Genomic DNA, 16,586 nt, shown 5'->3' with positions numbered 1-16,586 from the left:
CGGCGTGCTGTACGGATGCCGGGCCGCCTATCCGCATCTGAAGAAGAGCAGGGGCTGCATCGTCAACACCGCCTCGATCTCGGGCCTGGGCGGCGACAGCGAGATGCTGGGCTACAACATCTCCAAGGGCGCCGTGGCCAATCTCACCCGCGCCCTGGCCCGCGACAGCGGCAAGGACGGCGTTCGCGTCAACGCCGTCGCGCCCACCCTGGTTCACACCGGCATGACCGCCGAGATGGAGGACGACAAAGCCCTTATGCAGGCGTTCGCCAAGCTGATCCCGATGGGCCGCGGCGCCCAGCCCGAGGAGATCGCCGCCGTCGTCGCCTTTCTGGCCAGCGACGACGCCAGCTTCGTGCACGGCCACGTGCTGTCGGTGGACGGCGGCCTGGCCGCCTCGACCGGCCAGCCGGACTTCAGCGCGTTCTGATCACGCCATTCGGCGCAGCACCAGGGCGCTCCAGGCGTCGTGGCGAATGCGCTTTTCCAGCCGGAACCCGCGCGAGGCGTAGGCCGCCGTCACCCGGCGCTCCTGGGTCCGCAGCAGGCCCGACAGGATGGCCACGCCCCCCAGATTCAGCGCCATCTTGATGTCCTGCGACAGGGCCACCAGCGGCGGCGCCAGGATATTGGCGAACACCAGATCGTACGGGCCATGTCGGCGCACCCGCTGATCGTTCAGGCCCGAGGCGTGGACGAAGGACGCCTTGGCTGCGTTCAACTGGGCGTTCTCGTTGGCGATCCGCACGGAGGGCGCGTCGATGTCGGTGCCGACGGCCACGCGGCTGCCGGTCCGTGCGGCGGCTATGGCCAGCACGCCCGTGCCGCAGCCCACGTCCAGCACCCGTTCGAACCGCTCGCGCTTCAGCAGATCGTCGAACGCCTCCAGGCAGCCGACGGTGGTGCCGTGGTGACCGGTGCCGAAGGCGGCGCCGGCGTCGATCTTCAGAGCGACGGCGTTGGGCGGCACCCGTCCCTCGTCATGGGCGCCATAGACGAAGAACCGCCCGGCCCTGACCGGCGGCAGGCCCGACAGCGACATGGCCAGCCAGTCGGCGTCCGCCAGCTTCTCGATCGCGACGGTGACGGGGTGATCGGCCAGACGCGCCTTCAGGCCCTCCACCTCGTCCTGCGAGGTCGGAAAGGCGTCGATGCGCCAGACGTCGCGGTCCTCGTCTTCCTCCAGAATGGAATAGGTCGCGCCCTCCAGCAGGGGGTCGGCGTCGATGGCGGCGGCGGCGGCCTCGGCGGCGGCGCGCGGGCCCCGCGCGATTAACTGAACTGCGGACTCGGACATTTCTCAAACACCGCTATCATGGCGAATCGTTGCGGCCCGGCGCTTTCGCCTGAACCACGCCGCGTCGTCTAAACCGAGGGGTCGGGGAAATACATGGCTAAAGCACCGTCAACGTCGAAACCCGCCGCCGCCAAGCCGGCGGCCGCGAAAAAGCCCGCCGCGCCGAAGGCCGCCGCCAAGGCGCCCAAGCCGGTGACGGCCAAGGCGCCTGCCGCCGCGAAGGCCGCGCCCAAGACGACCGCGCCCAAGACGACCGCTCCGAAGGCCGCCGCCCCCAAGGCTGCGTCCAAGACCGCGGCCCCCAAGGCCGCCGCGACCAAGGCGACTGCGCCGAAGACGACCGCAGCGAAGGCGCCGGCCGCTAAGGCCACGGCCCCCAAGACCGCCGCGAAGGCTGCGGCTCCGAAGGCGAAGCCCGCGGCCCCGAAGGCCGCCGCGAAGCCGGCGACGCCCAAGGCCGCGCCCGCCGCCAAGGCCGCGGCTCCGGCCCCGGCTCCCAAGCCCGCCGCCGCCCCGGCGCCCGCGCCCAAGCCGGAGCCAGTCGCCGCGCCCAAGCCTGCACCGGCCCCGACGCCCGCTCCGGCGCCCGCCGCCGAGAGCAAGGGCTTCTTCGCCAAGCTGGGCGACCTCATTTTCGGCAAGCGCTGATCGCGCCTCCCGAGTTCGAACAGAATCGCCGGACGGGTCGCCCGTCCGGCGATTTTCGTTTGAGACCTGCCCCGCCCTTCGCGCGTTCATGGCGACGCTGAAGGAGGCAAGGCCATGCGCGGCGAACTCGACACCTATCGCGGCAAGCGCGACTTCGAGAGCACGCCCGAGCCGCGCGGCCGCAAGGGTCGATCCAATCGGGGCCGGCTGCGGTTTCTGATCCAGCGGCACGCCGCGACCCGTCTGCACTACGATTTCCGCATCGAATGGGACGGCGTGCTCAAGTCCTGGGCCGTCACCAAGGCCCCGTCGCGGGACCCGTCCGTCAAGCGTTTGGCGGTCGAGGTCGAGGACCATCCCCTCGACTACGGCGACTTCGAGGGAACCATTCCCGGCGGCGCCTACGGAGCCGGCACGGTGCAGATGTGGGACACGGGGACCTGGACGCCCCAGGACCAGGACGTGGAGGCGGCCTTCAGAAAGGGCGTCCTGAAGATGACGCTGGACGGCGAGCGGCTTAAGGGCGGCTGGGCGCTGGTGCGGCTGAAGTCCGATCGCGGCAAACCGTCGAAACGCAACAACTGGCTGTTGCTGAAGGAAAAGGACGACCACGCGGTCGAGGGCGAAGGCGACGCCCTGGCCGAGATCGACGCCTCCGTCACCACCGGCCGGTCGATGGCCCAGATCGCCGAGGGCCAGTCCCGCTGGACCCGCTCGCGCCCCACCGCGCGCAAGGCCCCGCCCAAGCCCAAGCCGACCCGCGCCGCCGCGTCGAGCGCCTCTCGACCCCGCGCCTTCACGCCGCTGCAGTTCGCCAAGGTGGTCGACCACCCGCCCGGCGGCGCCGGATGGGTGCATGAGATCAAGTTCGACGGCTACCGCATCCAGGTCGCGGTCGGCGGCGGCAAGGCCGCCTTGCGCACCCGCAGCGGCCTGGACTGGACCGATCGGTTTCCCGCCCTGGCCGCCCAAGCCGCGACCTGGCCCGACGCCGTGATCGACGGCGAGCTGTGCGCCCTGGGCGAGGACCATACGCCCGACTTCTCCGCGCTCCAGGCCGCCATATCCGAGGGAAAGACCGACAACCTGGTCTATTTCGCCTTCGACCTGCTGTTCGAGGGCGACGAGGACCTGCGCGGCAAGCCGCTGTCGCATCGCAAGGCGCGGCTCCAGGCCTATTGCGACCGGGTCGGCAAGGCCGGTCCGAACCTGCGCTTCGTCGAACATTTCGCCTCGTCCGGCGAGGCGGTCCTGCTCAGCGCCTGCCGCATGGACCTGGAAGGGGTCATCTCCAAGAAGCTGGACGCGCCCTACAAGGCCGGCCGCACCTCGACCTGGGTCAAGTCCAAATGCCGGGGCCGTGACGAGGTCGTCATCGGCGGTTGGTCGTCGGAAGGCGCCTCGCGTCTGCGTTCCCTGCTGGTCGGGGTGAAGGACAAGGGCGGCCTGCGCTACATGGGCCGGGTCGGAACCGGCTTCTCCGCCGCCCTGACCAAGACCCTGCTGCCCGCCCTCAAGGATGCCGCCGCCGACAAGAGCCCGTTTTCGGGCGACAGCGCGCCCAAGGGCGGCCGCGACATCCACTGGCTGAAACCCGTTCTGGTGGCGGAGATCGAGCACGCCGGCCTGACCGAGGCGGGCTCCGTCCGCCAGGCGTCCTACAAGGGCCTGCGCGAAGACAAGCCGGCGCGCGAAGTGACCGCGGAGCCTCAGCCCCCCGCCTCCGCTCCAAAGGCGGCCCACAAGGCGCCCAAGGCGTCGGCGCGCGCGGGCAAGGTCGACGTGGCGGGCGTGACCCTGTCCCACCCCGACAAGGTGCTGTGGCCGGCGCAGGGCGGGCGACCGGCCGTCACCAAGGCCGACCTGGCCCGCTACTACGAGGCGGCGGCCCCGCGCCTGCTGCCGCATGTCGCCGATCGGCCGGTGTCGATCGTGCGCGCGCCTGACGGCATAGACGGCGAACGCTTCTTCCAGCGCCACGCCATGCCGGGCCACAGTCCCCGGCTGACGCTTATCGATGTCAAGGAGCGCAAGCCCTACGTCGGCGTCTCGGACGTGGGCGGTTTGGTCGCCATCGGTCAGTCGGGCGGGCTGGAGCTGCACCCCTGGGGCTGCAAGCCGGGCGATCCCGAAACGCCGGACCAGATCACCTTCGATCTGGACCCGGACGAGGGCCTGGATTTCGGCGACGTCATCGCCGCCGCGCGGATGCTGAAACCCTATCTCGAAGGCCTGGGCCTGACGCCCTTCGTCAAGACGACCGGCGGCAAGGGCCTGCACGTCGTCGTCCCGATCAAGTCCGACGGCCGCAGCCGCGTCGAATGGGATCAGGCCAAGGCCTTCGCCAAGGCGGTGTCGGAGGCGATGCGCAAGGATCACCCGGAGCGCTTCACCACCACCCTGGCCAAGAAGGCGCGCGGCGGAAAGATTTTTCTCGACTATCTCCGCAACGGCCGCATGGCCACCGCCGTCGCCCCCTGGTCGCCCCGCGCCCGCCCCGGCGCCACCATCGCCTTGCCGCTGTCGTGGGGCCAGGTGAAGGCGGGCCTCGATCCCCGCGCCTACACCATCGCCGACGCCGCCGCTCTGTTGAAGAAGCCCGATCCCTGGAAGGACTTTCGCACGTCCGAGGCCTCGCTGAAGCCGGCGCTCAAGAAGATGGGCCTTTAGTCCGCCGGCTTCACCGCAAGGTCTCCACCAGGAAATCGACGAAGACCCGCACCCGCGCCGGGGTGTTGGCGCCGCCGACGAAGACGGCGTGGATCGGCTCCCGGTCGCCGGGGTTGAACGCTTCAAGCAGCGGCACGAGGCGGCCCTCGTCAATGGCGTCGCCCACGCTGAAATGGCCGACCCGGGTGACGCCGACGCCCGCCAGCGCCAACTGCGTCAGGGTCTCGCCGTTGTTGGCTTCCACCGGTCCGTGCACCGTCAGGGCGTAGTCGCGGCCGTCCTTGCGAAACGGCCAGACCGGCTCGGCCCGGCGAAAGTTGAAGTTCAGGCAGTCGTGTTCATACAGGTCCTCGGGCGTAAGCGGCACGCCCTTGCGCGCCAGATACTCCGGCGAGGCCACGATGGTGCGGCCGGTTTCGCCCAGCCGTCGCGCCGTCAACGGACTGTCGGCCAGCGGCCCGAAGCGGATCGCCACGTCCGCCTGCCCCGCCGCCACATCGACCACCGTGTCGGTCAGACTGATGTCGACCAGTATGTGCGGATAGCGCCGCACGAACTCGCCCAGCAGCGGCGTCACCTGCTGTCGACCGTGCGCCAGGGCCGCGCTGACCCGCAGGCGCCCCCGCGGGGCCCCCTGGTCCGCGACCCCCTGCTCGGCGTCGTCCAGATCGGCCAGTATCCGCCGCGCCGCGGCCAGATAGGCCTGCCCCTCCGCCGTCAGCACCAGGGCGCGGGTCGTCCGCAGCATCAGCCGCACCCCCAGACGCGCCTCGATCCGGTCCACGGTCCGGCTGACCGCCGACGGCGTCAGTCCCAGCGTCCGTCCAGCCGCCGAAAAACTGCCGCCGGCCGCCACGGCCGCGAACACCTCCATCTCCCGCGCGCGATCCGCGCCCGAAGTCTGCGTCTTTGCGCTCATGTCAAAAATCCTTGGCTTGAGGACGCCCTACCGCCGATCTTCTGCGTCGTCCATCTGTGCGTCCGATCATTAGAGGCGCTATCCTATGAAGTTGAATCCTCCCCTGCTGGCGCTGGCCGCCGGCGCTTTCGGCATCGGTGTGACGGAGTTCGCGCCGATGGGCCTCTTGCCCGTCATCGCCACGGATCTGGGCGTCTCCATCCCCTCGGCCGGTCTGTTGATCAGCGCCTATGCGCTGGGCGTCATGCTGGGCGCGCCGCTGATGACCCTGACCACCGGGCGCGTGCCGCGCCGAACCCTGCTGATCGGATTGGCGGTCATCTTCACCGTGGGCAATCTGCTGGCCGCGATTTCCGACAGCTATGGGATGCTGATGGCGGCGCGCATCGTCACCTCGCTGAACCACGGCGCCTTCTTTGGCGTCGGCTCGATCGTCGCGGCCAGCCTGGTTCCGCCGAACCGTCAGGCGGGCGCGGTCGCCGCCATGTTCATGGGCCTGACCATCGCCAATGTGGTGGGCGTGCCGCTGGCGACCTGGGCCGGGGACGCGCTGGGCTGGCGCGCCAGCTTCTGGGGGATCGCTGGCATCGGCGTCATCGTCATCGCCGCCCTGCGGCTGACCCTGCCTAACCTGCCCGCCCCGTCAGGGGGCGACGTGGTCGCCGAGCTTCGCGTTCTGGGGCGCGGCCCGGTCCTGGCCGCCCTGGCCCTGACGGTGATCGGCTCCAGCGCCATGTTCACCGTCTTCACCTATATCGCGCCGATCCTTCGCGACGCGACACACGCCTCCGTCGGCTTCATCACCACCATGCTGGTGACCTACGGCCTGGGCCTGACGGTGGGCAACTGGCTGGGAGGAAGGTTCGCGGACAAGTCGGTCGATCGCACCCTGATCGTGACCCTGACTTCCCTGTCCGCCATCCTGATCGTCTTCGCCGTCGCCATGCCGTTCGCGGTTCCGAGCTCGGTCCTGATCTTCCTGTGGGGCGTGGCCAGCTTCGCCCTCGTGCCCCCGCTTCAGGTCCGTGTCATGGCCGCCGCTTCGGATGCGCCGAACCTGGCGTCATCGGTGAACATCGGCGCCTTCAACCTGGGCAACGCCATCGGCGCAGCCCTGGGCGGGGCGGTGATCGCCGGCGGCCTGGGCTATCCGGCCGTGTCCCTGGCCGGAGCCGCAGCGGCGGGGCTGGGTCTCGTGCTGGTTCTGGTCCTTGCGAGACGCCGTGCGCCGGCGACGGTTCCGGCGGCCGGCTGATCAGGCCGCCGTCTTCCGTGTCGTTTTCTTCGCGGTCGTCTTCTTCGCTGTCGACTTGCTGGCCGTCGTCGCGCTCTTCCTGGCGGCGGCCTTCTTCGCGGGCGCCTTCTTGGCCGCGCCGGCCGACCCCTTCAGGCTGGCGCGAAGCGCCTCCATCAGGTCGATGACGTTGGTGTCCTCGGGCTCGGCCGCGGCCACCACCCCCTGCCCCTTCTGCTTGGCCTTGATCATCTCGCGCAGGGCGTCGTCGTAGCGGTCCTTGAAACCCGAAGGATCGAAGTCGGCGTCCTTCTGGGCGATGATGCGGGCGGCGATCTCGACCATGTCCTTGTCCGCCTTCATCGTGGGGATGTCGTCGAAGAATTCGTCGGCGTCGCGCACCTCGTCATGCGGCCGCAGCGAATAGGCCACCAGGCCCTTGCCATGGACCTCCAGCGCCAACTGCCGCTCGCGCCCGCGCAGGACCAGACAGCCGATGGCGATCTTGCCCGCCTTCTTCATCGCGTCGCGGATCACCGCGAACGCCTCGGCGCCCGCCCCCTTTTCGGGCACGACGAAGAAGGGGTCGTCCCAATAGAGGCGGTCGATCTCCTTTTCATCGACGAACTGGTCGATCGAGATCGTCTTGGTGCTTTCCAGCTTCACCTGTTCGAAGTCGGCGTCGTCGAACAGGACATATTCGTCCTTGGAGACCTCATAGCCCTTGACCAGGTCCGAGCGCTCGACCGGCCCCGTGTCCGGGTCCGTCGGCACCATGCGGATGCGGTTGTTGGTGTCCGGGTTGATCAGATGAAAGCTGACGTGGCTGGACGACGCCGTCGCCGTGTACATGGCGACCGGACAGCTCACCAACGACAGTTTCAGATGCCCTTGCCAGGTAGGACGCGCGGCCATGACGGAGTCTCCTTCGTCGCCACAACGTCGTTGTGCGGCCAAGGTTCAGACGCGCCGGGTCAATGGAAGTCGCGCGAGCCCGGCAAGATGCGGACGTCGCGCGGATGGCGGCCCGTCGGCGACCGGGGCGCCTGCGGATATTTCACCGCATCCGCCCGCGATAGCTCGATCTGCAGGTCATAGTCCTCGGACAACCGCTTGAGTTCGGCCGATCGGTCGAAGACGCGCCGGACGATAACGTGCAGCACGCCCTCGACGCTCTTCTCGACCGTGCCCTCCACCTCCATCAGCCGCGCGGCCATGACCTCGCGGCGAAAGGTCTCGAACAGGCGCGCCCACAGCAGGGCGTTCACCACTCCCGTCTCATCCTCCATCGTCACGAAGATGGCGTTGCCCGTGCCCGGCCGCTGGCGCACCAGCACCACCCCGGCGGTGCGCACCAGCCGCCCGTGCTTCTGCGCCAGCACCTCGGCGGCGCTCAGCACGCCCTCGGCCCGGAACATCGGCCGCAGGATCTGCATCGGATGCCCTTTCAGAGACAGGCGCGTCGTCTGATAGTCGGTGGCGATATGTTCCTTCAGCGGCATCAGCGGCAGGTTCGCCGCCCCCTCGGCGCCCAGCTCCCTGGCCCCATTCTTCACGGAATTGGCCGCCTGGAACAGCGGCAGCGGCTCGTCGTCCGGCAGCCGCCGCACCGCCCAAAGCCCCTCGCGACGATCGAGCCCCATTGACCGAAACGCATCCGCATCGGCCAGCTTGCGCATCGCCGCCGCCTCCAGCCCCGTCCGCCGCGCGATCTCCTCCACGTCGGTGAAGCCGTCGCCGCGCGCCGCCGCCAGCTTATCGGCCCAGTCCTGCCTGAACCCGTCGATCTGCCGCAGCCCCAGCCGCAGCGCCAGGCCGCGCGCGCCGTCTTCAAGCGTATTGTCCCAGACGCTGTGGTTCACATCGATCGCCCGCACCTCGACCTTCTGCGGGCTCTCCTGCGCGTCCCGCACCAACTGCGCCGGCGCATAGAAGCCCATCGGCTGGCTGTTCAGCAGCGCACAGGCGAACACCGCCGGATGATGGCATTTGATCCACGACGAAATGTAGACCAGCTTGGCGAACGACACCGCGTGGCTCTCGGGGAAGCCGTAGGAACCGAAGCCCTTGATCTGTTCAAAACAGTTGCGCGCGAACTCCGGGTCGTAGCCACGCTCGATCATGCGATTGACCATTCGGTCTTCGTACCTCCAGAGGTTGCCGTCCCCTCTGAAGGTTCCCATCGCTTTGCGCAGACCGTTGGCCTCACCGGATGAAAACTCAGCCGCGACCATGGCCACTTTCATCGCGTGTTCCTGAAACAGCGGAACACCGAGCGTTTTCCACAGTATCGCCTTCAACTCATCGGGATCATGCGGCGGCTTTGGCCCAGCGTAATCTGGCTCCTCCAGCCCCTGGCGTCTTCGGAGATAGGGATGGACCATGTTTCCTTGGATTGGCCCGGGCCTGACGATCGCGACCTGTATCGCCAGGTCGTAGAATTCAGCCGGCTTGAGTCTTGGCAGCATGTTTATCTGCGCCCGGCTCTCCACCTGAAAAACGCCGATTGAGCGCCCCTCCTGGAGCATCCGGTAAACTTCCGGGTCTTCGTCTTCGAAGGAATCCAACTCCAGGCGTCGAGAATGCTTCTCATGGATCAGGTCGAACGCCTTTCTGATGCAGGTCAGCATTCCGAGCGCCAGTACATCGACCTTCATCAATCGCAGTGCGTCGATGTCGTCCTTGTCCCATTCGATAAAGGTGCGGTCCGGCATGGCCGCATTGCCGATGGGGACCAGTTCATCCAACCGGTCCTGGTTCAGGACAAATCCGCCGACGTGCTGGGACAGATGTCGCGGAAACTCCAACAGACGCCGGGTCATGGCGACAGCACGAGCCACCGTCAGATTTCCGACCTCAAGCCCGGCCTGTTCCAGATGTCGATCGGGAATGTCAGATCCGAAGCTGCCCCATTGGCTTCCCGCCAGACGGGCGGTGATATCCTCGGTCAGTCCCATGACCTTGCCGACTTCGCGAATGGCGCTGCGTGGACGGTATCTGATCACGGTCGCGGCGATGCCAGCGCGGTGACGGCCATATCGCTTGTAGATGTGCTGGATGACTTCCTCGCGTCGCTCGTGCTCGAAATCGACATCTATGTCGGGCGGCTCGTTACGATCCGTCGACAGGAACCGTTCGAACAGCACATCGTGCTTGCTGGGATCGACCGAGGTGATCCCCAAAACATAGCAGACGGCCGAGTTCGCCGCCGACCCGCGGCCCTGGCAGAGGATGCCTTCCTTGTTTGCGTAGCGAACGATGTCGTGAATCGTCAGAAAGTAGTGAGCCAGTTTGCCGTCAGCGATGAAAGCCAGTTCCTTGTCTAGGATATCCCGGACCTTGCCCGGCACGCCTTCCGGATATTTCCGCTGCTCATAGGTAGCCACCAGTTCAACCAGGCGATCTTGCGCCGTCATGTTTGGGGGCACCGGCTCTTCGGGGTAGTTGTAGCGAAGATCACCCAGATCGAACGCCACGCGCGTCAGGAAATCCTGCGTCTCCGCCACCGCCTCGGGCGCATCGGCGAACAGGCGCGCTATCTCCTGGGCCGGCTTCAGATGGCGTTCGGCGTTCTGGTCCAGACGGCGCCCGGCGGTTTCCAGCGTCACACCCTCGCGGATGCAGGTGACGACGTCCTGAAGATCGCGCTGGTCGGCGTCGTGATAGAGCACGTCGTTGACCGACAGCAGCGGCGTACCCGTCGCCGCCCCCATCGCCTTCAGCCGCGCCAACCGGCGGCGGTCGTCGCCTGTCCGGCGCATGGCGGCGCCCAGCCAGACAGCGCCCGGCGCCGCGTCGTTCGCCTGACGCAGAACCTGCTCCAGCCCTTCCAGCCGGTGCGGCGGCATGACGATCAACAGCAGCCCCTCCGGCGCGCGTAGCAGGTCGCGCAAGCCAATCTCGCATTGGCCTTTCTTGGCCCGGCTGTTCCCCAGCGTCAGTAGGCGGCACAGCTGGGCCCAACCCTGCCGGTCCTCCGGATAGGCCAGTACGTCCGGCGTACCGTCATTGAACCGCAGCCGTGCGCCCAGGATCAGCTTGAAGGCCTTCGCCCGCGCCTTCACCATTTCCCGGTCGATATCCTTGAACTCCGGGTCCTCGATCCAGACGAATTCGCCGAGCCCGCCGCTTTCTCGTTTCTTCGCCGGCGCCCACCCCTCCTCCCGGAAAAGCTTCAACGCGCTCCACGCCCTCACCACGCCCGCCAGGGTGTTGCGGTCGGCCAAACCCATGCCGGTATGGCCGCGCAGGATGGCGCTCAGCACCAGGTGCTTGGGGTGCGACGCGCCCTCAAGGAAAGAGAAGTTGCTGCGCGTCGCCAGCTCGGCATAGGCGGTCATGCGAAGACGCCGTGGACGAACCAGCGGGGCGCCGGCTCCTCGCCGTAGAAGCCGGAGCGAAACAGCCAGAAGCGGCGGCCCTCCTGATCCTCGACCCGGTAATAGTCGCGCGTAGGCTCCAGCGGGCCCTGCAGCCGACGCCACCATTCGGGGGCGATGCGCTCGGGCCCCTCGACGCGCACCAGGCGGTGATCCACGCGTCGCCAGATGAAGCGGTTGGGCGGATGGTCGGGCACCTCGGCCGTGGCCAGCACCGGCTGGGGCGGGTCGAACATCTGCAGCGGCCGCAGCGGCGGATCGGCGGGATCGGGTTCGGGCCAGCCGTCTTCGGCGCTCACCGGCGGGGCGGCGGGCGCCAAGGCTGCAGGGATCAGACGGACGGCGCGCTCGGGTCGGTGCGACGCCACCGGCTCGAACCGGCTGACGGCCTCCGGCCCCAGGCGCGCGGTCAGTCGATCGACCAGCCGCCCCAGATCCTCGGCGCCCGGCGGGGTTCGCTCGAACCCGCGCTGGCGCGACGCCAAGCGGTCCGCGACCGGCACGGACAGGCGCAACTGGTCGAAGCCGAAGCCGGGATCCAGCGGCCGCGCCAGCGCCGCCAGCCGTTCCTTGAACAAACGCAGCACCCCGGCTGCGTCACGGCTGGGCCGGCCGGTGCGCACCGTGATGCGACGCACCTCTCCGTCCACGCGGAAGAAGGCCGCCTGGAACGCCCGACCGCCCTGGCCGCGCAGGTCCAGCCGGTCCATGGCCTCGGCCAGCAGGTCGCCGATCACCGCCTCGATGTCGGCCGTCTCGGTGATCGGTTCGACCAGCATCCGGTCGATCGAGACGATCAGGACGGGCCGCTCGGGCCGGATGCGCACGTCCTCGCGGCCCAGCACCCGGTTCAGCCGCGTCGCCGCCGCCGCGCCGAACCGAGCGGCGATCGGCGCGGTCGGCCGATCGTCCAGTTGCGCCAGGGTCTTCAGACCCGCCCGCGACAGCGCCTGGGTCTCCTTGTCCGACAGCTCCAGCGCCGCGACCGGCAGGCGGCGCAGCGCCGCGCGCTGGCCCTCGCCCTCATGGACTCCGCCGCCCCCGAACCGCGTCAGCGCCCGCGCCGCCTCGGGGGCGCCCGCCATCGCCGTACGGACCGCCAGGCCGATCCCGCGCGCCCGCGCCTCGACCGCCTTCACCAAGCCCATCTCGCCGCCGAACAGATGGGCGCAGCCGGTCACGTCCAGCGCCAGGCCGTCCGGCCCGTCGGTCGCCGCCATCGGGGTGAAGCGGCCGAAATCCAGCAGCACCCGCTTCAGCAGCGCCGCGTCCGCCTCGGGCCGATGGACCACCACGCGGATGTCCGGCGCCCGCGCCCGCGCATCGGCCAGGGTCATGCCAGGCGCCAGCCCCAGCTCAAGCGCGCGCGGGTCCACGGCCGCCAGGCGCAACGCGCCCTTGACCTTCTCGACCAAGACGACGGCGACCTCAGCCGAAGCGCCGGACCGCCCCTCCTCCCGCCTCAGCCGATCGGTCGGCAGGAACGGAAACCATACCGCCAGATACCGCCGGCCGTTCTTCTCCGCCGTTCCACCCCCCGTTCTGGAAGACTCCGCCCTCACGATTCCACTCCATGATCCAGGATCTCGGCTGCGCGCCCAGCCGATGTCGCAGCAGTTCGACTTCAAAGGTCGGATGGCCCGGCGCTTCGGCCTCCAGCGCCCGCGACGGGGCCGCCTTCACGCGCCACCGGCTCTCGGCTGCGCTGGGCTGGGGTTGGGCCGCCAGCCGCATCAGGATCGCTGTCGCCCGGCCCTGCGCCGCCGCCAGGGACAGCCGTCGGCTGGCCGTCAGGCTCATGGCCTTCGCCTCGCCCCAGGCCGTCAGCAGCACCGCCCCCACCGCGTCGCAGGCCAGCGCCTCCTCCCCCGCCGCCAGCAGGTCCTTCATCTCCTTGACCCGCACCAACACCACCCGCCCCGGGTCCAACCCCAGTTCGCGCAGGCCCGGCCCGTGGAGATGCCCGGTCTCCAGCCCCGCCATGGTCTGCACGCCCCACACCAGCGCCCGTTCCGGCGCCGCGCGTTCCGCCAGCCCCAAGGCGAACCCCAAGGCCGCCGTCGCATCCGGCGTCGTCGCCGCATGAACCTCGTGCAGGGCATGGGCCGCCAGTCCGCCCAGATGCCGGTCCGCCGTCACGTGCCCCAGGTCGAAACGCGCGGCATCGACCGGATGGCCGTTGGCCTCCAGCACCTTAAGGCGTTCGCGCAGGGCTTCGATGTCGCGGTCGGGCCGCACTTCAGTTCTCCTTTTGTTCTTATATGCCGCTCTCCCAACCCCGAGAGTCAAGCGGTGTTCCAGCTTGGCCATAGGAATTTATTCCGGCGCGGCGACATATTCGGAATACTTGACTTTTACGCAGGGACTTCTATATCGCCCCCAGCCTCGGGACAGGTCTGCGATACGCGCCGCCCGCTCGCCCACAGAGGGGCGGTTCCGTTGCTTAGACGCACGTAGACGCTTTCTCTCCCAAGGATTCATGACCGAATTTTCCCAACTGGGCCTTTCGCCCACGACCCTCGCGGCCGTCGCCGAGACCGGCTACACCACCGCTACCCCCATCCAGGAACAGGCTATTCCCGTGGCGCTGGCGGGCCGCGACGTGCTGGGCATCGCCCAGACCGGCACCGGCAAGACGGCGGCCTTCACCCTGCCCCTGGTCGAACGCCTGGCCTCGGGCCGGGCCCGCGCCCGGATGCCGCGCGCCATCGTTCTGGCCCCCACCCGCGAGCTGGCCGACCAGGTCGCCGAAAGCTTCGGCAAGTACGCCAAGGGCACCAAGCTGAACTGGGTGCTGCTGATCGGCGGCGTCTCGATGGGCGACCAGGTCGCGGCCCTGAACAAGGGCGTGGACGTTCTGATCGCCACGCCGGGCCGCCTGCTGGACCTGTTCGAGCGCGGCAAGATGCTGCTGACGGGCGTGGAGATCATGGTCGTCGACGAGGCCGACCGGATGCTCGACATGGGCTTCATCCCCGACATCGAGCGCATCTTCAAACTGACGCCGCCGCGCCGCCAGACCCTGTTCTTCTCGGCCACCATGCCGCCCGAGATCACGCGCCTGACCACCGCCTTCCTCAAGGATCCGACCCGGATCGAGGTCTCGCGCCCGGCCCAAACGGCAGACACCATCACCCAGTATCTGGTGCGCATCCCCACCAGCGATCCCAAGGCCAAGCGCACCGCCTTGCGCGCCCTGATCGAACGGGCCGACGTCAAGAACGGCATCGTCTTCTGCAACCGCAAGTCCGAAGTCGATATCGTGGCCAAGTCGCTGCAGAAGCACGGCATCGACGCCGCTCCGATCCACGGCGACCTGGACCAGTCCTACCGCATGAAGACCCTGGCGGCCTTCCGCGCCGGGGAGCTGAAGATCCTGGTCGCGTCCGACGTCGCCGCGCGCGGCCTGGACATCCCGGACGTCAGCCACGTCTTCAACTACGACGTCGCCCACCACGCCGACGACTACGTCCACCGCATCGGCCGCACCGGCCGCGCGGGGCGCACCGGCGAGGCCTTCATGATCGTCACTCCGGCCGACGACAAGTCGCTGGACAAGGTGCTGAAGCTCATCAAGAAAACGCCCGAGGAGCTGGTTCTCGACGAGATCGACTTCAGCGCGATCCACGATCGTCCGCGCGACGACCGCAAGCCTGCGCGGGGTCGTGAACGCAGCCGCGGCGGCCGTTCGCGCACGGCGGAATCCGCCCCGGCGACCGTCGAGGCGACGCCTGCGCCCCTCGAAACGGTCGAGGCCGCGGCGGAGGACAAGCCCGCTCGTTCGCGCAGCCGTCGCAAGAAGGTCGAAAAGGTCGCCGAAATCCCGATGACGGAAACGCCGGTTCCCGCCGCCGATCCGATGGAGCCCCGGTCGCTGCAGTCGGACCGTCGCGGCGAGCCGCGCCCGACCAAGGCCGAGCCTGCGCGCCAGGGCGGCGTGCGCGGCTTCGGCGACGACATTCCGGCCTTCCTGCGCCGTCCGGTGGTGGTCCCGGCCTGAGCCGCGTCCCCGGCGTCGCGTTTAACTCCGCGTTACGGAACATCACGTAGTGTTTCCCTCGGCGGACCTCAGAACGGGGTCCCTTGGGGGAAGCGGATGTCCAATCAGGTCGAGACGGCGGTGCGAGGCCCCCAGGCCTATGCCTTGGCGCGCAACGTCATCGCCGAAATGGAAAAGGCCCGCGTGTGGCCGACGCCGCTGAACTTCGAGATCTGGCTGCACTATCTCGGCGACCCCGACGGGCCGCTGGGGCGTGAGATTCGCCGGATGCTGGCCGAGAACCAGGCGATCACCGAGGAGACCTCGGAGATGCTGGCGGCCGAATTCCTGCCGCGCGGCCGTCTGTCCGACGAGATCCGCGACGCCGGCGCCGTGCTGGACCGCGAACTGGCCAGCGTCGCCTCCGCCATCGCTCGCGCCCACAAGACCCAGTCCGACTACGGCCAGACCCTGGCCGGCGCGTCGGACTCCATTGACACGGCTGCGGACGGCGACGCGCTTAAGACCGTCATCGGCGGCCTGTCGACCGCCACGCGCAAGGTTCGGCGCGAAACCGCCGCCCTGGAAAAGCGCCTTGAGGCCTCGAACAACGAGGTCGCGCGTCTGCGCGATCACCTGGAGCAGGTCCGTCGGGACGCCATGACGGACGCCCTGACCAATCTGGCCAACCGCAAGGCCTTCGACGAACGGCTGGGCGAGACCTGCGCCGAGGGCCAGAAGGCGCCGCTGACCCTGGCCCTGCTCGACATCGATCACTTCAAGCGTTTCAACGACACCTGGGGCCATCAGACCGGCGACCAGGTGCTGCGCTACGTCTCCACCGTCCTGTCGCGCGTCTGCGTGGGCCAACGCTTCGCCGCCCGCTTCGGCGGCGAGGAATTCGCCATCATCTTCCCGGGCGAAAGCGCTGGGGCGGTCATGGCCGCGCTGGAGAGCATACGCCAGGAAGTCGCCTCCCGCTCGCTGCGCCGTCGGTCGACGAATGACGAGTTGGGCGCCGTCACCCTGTCCGCCGGCTTCGCCGAGCGCCGGCCGGGCGAGACGTGCGCGGCTCTGCTGGAACGCGCCGACGCCGCCCTCTACGCGTCCAAGCGCGCGGGCCGCAACCGCATCACCGGCGCCCCGACCATGGACAGCGCCCCCGGCCAACGCGCCGCCTGATCAGGCCTTCGTCCGGCGCGACGCCGCCGCCCTCACCGCGACCTCCAGCGACCGCCGGGCCCAGGACAGGGCCTCGTCTGGATCGTCCAGCGCGCTTTCGGGCAGGGTCCAATAGCCCATGCTCATCGTCCGTCCATCCTTTGTCGGATAGGTGAACTGACGGCTGCCCGCCTCACGAAACGCCGGCGCCAGCGCCTCGTCCGCCTTCAGCCAGACCACGCCGTCGTCCAGCAGGGCGAACATCACGCCGGACGCATAGACGCCGGCGCCGCCGAACA

13 protein-coding genes are annotated in these 16,586 nt (G+C 68.9%); 6 read left to right on the top strand and 7 right to left on the bottom strand.

The window, feature by feature from the left end; genetic code table 11:
- Positions 1-430: SDR family NAD(P)-dependent oxidoreductase (locus B2U11_RS11935; RefSeq protein ID WP_292071955.1), on the top strand; the 430-nt coding region annotated here is incomplete at its 5' end.
- Here the strand turns inward: B2U11_RS11935 and B2U11_RS11930 are convergent.
- Positions 431-1,297: a 50S ribosomal protein L11 methyltransferase gene (locus B2U11_RS11930; protein ID WP_201216911.1), complete on the bottom strand. Its 867-nt coding sequence runs from the start codon at positions 1,295-1,297 to the stop codon at positions 431-433.
- Positions 1,298-1,390: 93 nt separating this feature from the next.
- Between B2U11_RS11930 and B2U11_RS11925 the strand changes: the two genes are divergently transcribed.
- Both B2U11_RS11925 and ligD read left to right on the top strand, forming a co-directional pair.
- Positions 1,391-1,945, top strand: coding sequence for a hypothetical protein (locus B2U11_RS11925; RefSeq protein WP_292071952.1), 555 nt, complete (start codon positions 1,391-1,393; stop codon positions 1,943-1,945).
- Positions 1,946-2,059: 114 nt separating this feature from the next.
- Entirely contained in the window at positions 2,060-4,615 is a 2,556-nt protein-coding gene (gene ligD, locus B2U11_RS11920; RefSeq protein WP_292071950.1) for a DNA ligase D, read from the top strand.
- A 10-nt stretch (positions 4,616-4,625) separates the two neighbouring features.
- Here ligD and B2U11_RS11915 read toward each other — a convergent pair whose 3' ends face one another.
- The gene (locus B2U11_RS11915) at positions 4,626-5,534 is read right to left on the bottom strand and encodes a LysR family transcriptional regulator (RefSeq protein WP_292071947.1); all 909 of its coding nucleotides are present in this window, start codon (positions 5,532-5,534) and stop codon (positions 4,626-4,628) included.
- 85 nt (positions 5,535-5,619) lie between these two features.
- Here B2U11_RS11915 and B2U11_RS11910 point away from each other — a divergent pair, with 85 nt between their 5' ends.
- Positions 5,620-6,789: an MFS transporter gene (locus B2U11_RS11910; RefSeq protein WP_292071946.1), complete on the top strand. Its 1,170-nt coding sequence runs from the start codon at positions 5,620-5,622 to the stop codon at positions 6,787-6,789.
- Here the strand turns inward: B2U11_RS11910 and B2U11_RS11905 are convergent, their stop codons facing one another.
- Genes B2U11_RS11905 through B2U11_RS11890 form a run of 4 tightly spaced genes read right to left on the bottom strand, consistent with a single transcriptional unit; the run spans position 6,790 to position 13,385 of the window.
- Positions 6,790-7,683, bottom strand: a complete 894-nt coding sequence (locus B2U11_RS11905; protein ID WP_292071943.1) for a Ku protein — start codon at positions 7,681-7,683, stop codon at positions 6,790-6,792.
- Between the two features lie 59 nt (positions 7,684-7,742).
- Positions 7,743-11,108, bottom strand: coding sequence for an error-prone DNA polymerase (locus tag B2U11_RS11900; RefSeq protein WP_292071941.1), 3,366 nt, complete (start codon positions 11,106-11,108; stop codon positions 7,743-7,745).
- Positions 11,105-12,562 carry a Y-family DNA polymerase gene (locus B2U11_RS11895; RefSeq protein ID WP_292071939.1) on the bottom strand — a complete coding sequence of 486 codons (1,458 nt, stop codon included), beginning with the start codon at positions 12,560-12,562 and terminating at the stop codon, positions 11,105-11,107. Before B2U11_RS11895 ends, B2U11_RS11900 begins: the two co-directional genes overlap by 4 nt.
- Before the next feature lie 13 nt (positions 12,563-12,575).
- Positions 12,576-13,385: an ImuA family protein gene (locus tag B2U11_RS11890; protein WP_292071936.1), complete on the bottom strand. Its 810-nt coding sequence runs from the start codon at positions 13,383-13,385 to the stop codon at positions 12,576-12,578.
- 241 nt (positions 13,386-13,626) lie between these two features.
- On the opposite strand from B2U11_RS11890, the gene B2U11_RS11885 reads away from it, so the two are divergent.
- Together B2U11_RS11885 and B2U11_RS11880 are read left to right on the top strand one after the other, a co-directional pair.
- Positions 13,627-15,147 (top strand): DEAD/DEAH box helicase, encoded by a 1,521-nt coding sequence (locus B2U11_RS11885; protein WP_292071934.1) that lies wholly within the window; start codon positions 13,627-13,629, stop codon positions 15,145-15,147.
- 96 nt (positions 15,148-15,243) lie between these two features.
- On the top strand, positions 15,244-16,308 hold the full coding sequence (locus B2U11_RS11880) for a GGDEF domain-containing protein (RefSeq protein ID WP_292071932.1): 1,065 nt from the start codon (positions 15,244-15,246) through the stop codon (positions 16,306-16,308).
- Here B2U11_RS11880 and B2U11_RS11875 read toward each other — a convergent pair.
- Positions 16,309-16,586 (bottom strand): TfoX/Sxy family protein (locus tag B2U11_RS11875; RefSeq protein ID WP_292071930.1); only part of this gene is annotated, 278 nt, incomplete at its 5' end. It abuts the gene before it with no gap.

It is taken from the genome of Brevundimonas sp. UBA7534, assembly GCF_002479325.1.
Taxonomy (GTDB): domain Bacteria; phylum Pseudomonadota; class Alphaproteobacteria; order Caulobacterales; family Caulobacteraceae; genus Brevundimonas.
The sequence above is the reverse complement of the archived record's forward strand: the minus strand, read 5'-3'. Positions and strand labels throughout refer to the sequence as shown.

What these genes read in the sequence shown, in the direction of transcription:
- B2U11_RS11930 (WP_201216911.1), bottom strand. Translation starts at nt 1,297, where the DNA reads ATGTCCGAGTCCGCAGTTCAGTTAATCGCGCGGGGCCCGCGCGCCGCC.
- B2U11_RS11925 (WP_292071952.1), top strand. Translation starts at nt 1,391, where the DNA reads ATGGCTAAAGCACCGTCAACGTCGAAACCCGCCGCCGCCAAGCCGGCG.
- ligD (WP_292071950.1), top strand. Translation starts at nt 2,060, where the DNA reads ATGCGCGGCGAACTCGACACCTATCGCGGCAAGCGCGACTTCGAGAGC.
- B2U11_RS11915 (WP_292071947.1), bottom strand. Translation starts at nt 5,534, where the DNA reads ATGAGCGCAAAGACGCAGACTTCGGGCGCGGATCGCGCGCGGGAGATG.
- B2U11_RS11910 (WP_292071946.1), top strand. Translation starts at nt 5,620, where the DNA reads ATGAAGTTGAATCCTCCCCTGCTGGCGCTGGCCGCCGGCGCTTTCGGC.
- B2U11_RS11905 (WP_292071943.1), bottom strand. Translation starts at nt 7,683, where the DNA reads ATGGCCGCGCGTCCTACCTGGCAAGGGCATCTGAAACTGTCGTTGGTG.
- B2U11_RS11900 (WP_292071941.1), bottom strand. Translation starts at nt 11,108, where the DNA reads ATGACCGCCTATGCCGAGCTGGCGACGCGCAGCAACTTCTCTTTCCTT.
- B2U11_RS11885 (WP_292071934.1), top strand. Translation starts at nt 13,627, where the DNA reads ATGACCGAATTTTCCCAACTGGGCCTTTCGCCCACGACCCTCGCGGCC.
- B2U11_RS11880 (WP_292071932.1), top strand. Translation starts at nt 15,244, where the DNA reads ATGTCCAATCAGGTCGAGACGGCGGTGCGAGGCCCCCAGGCCTATGCC.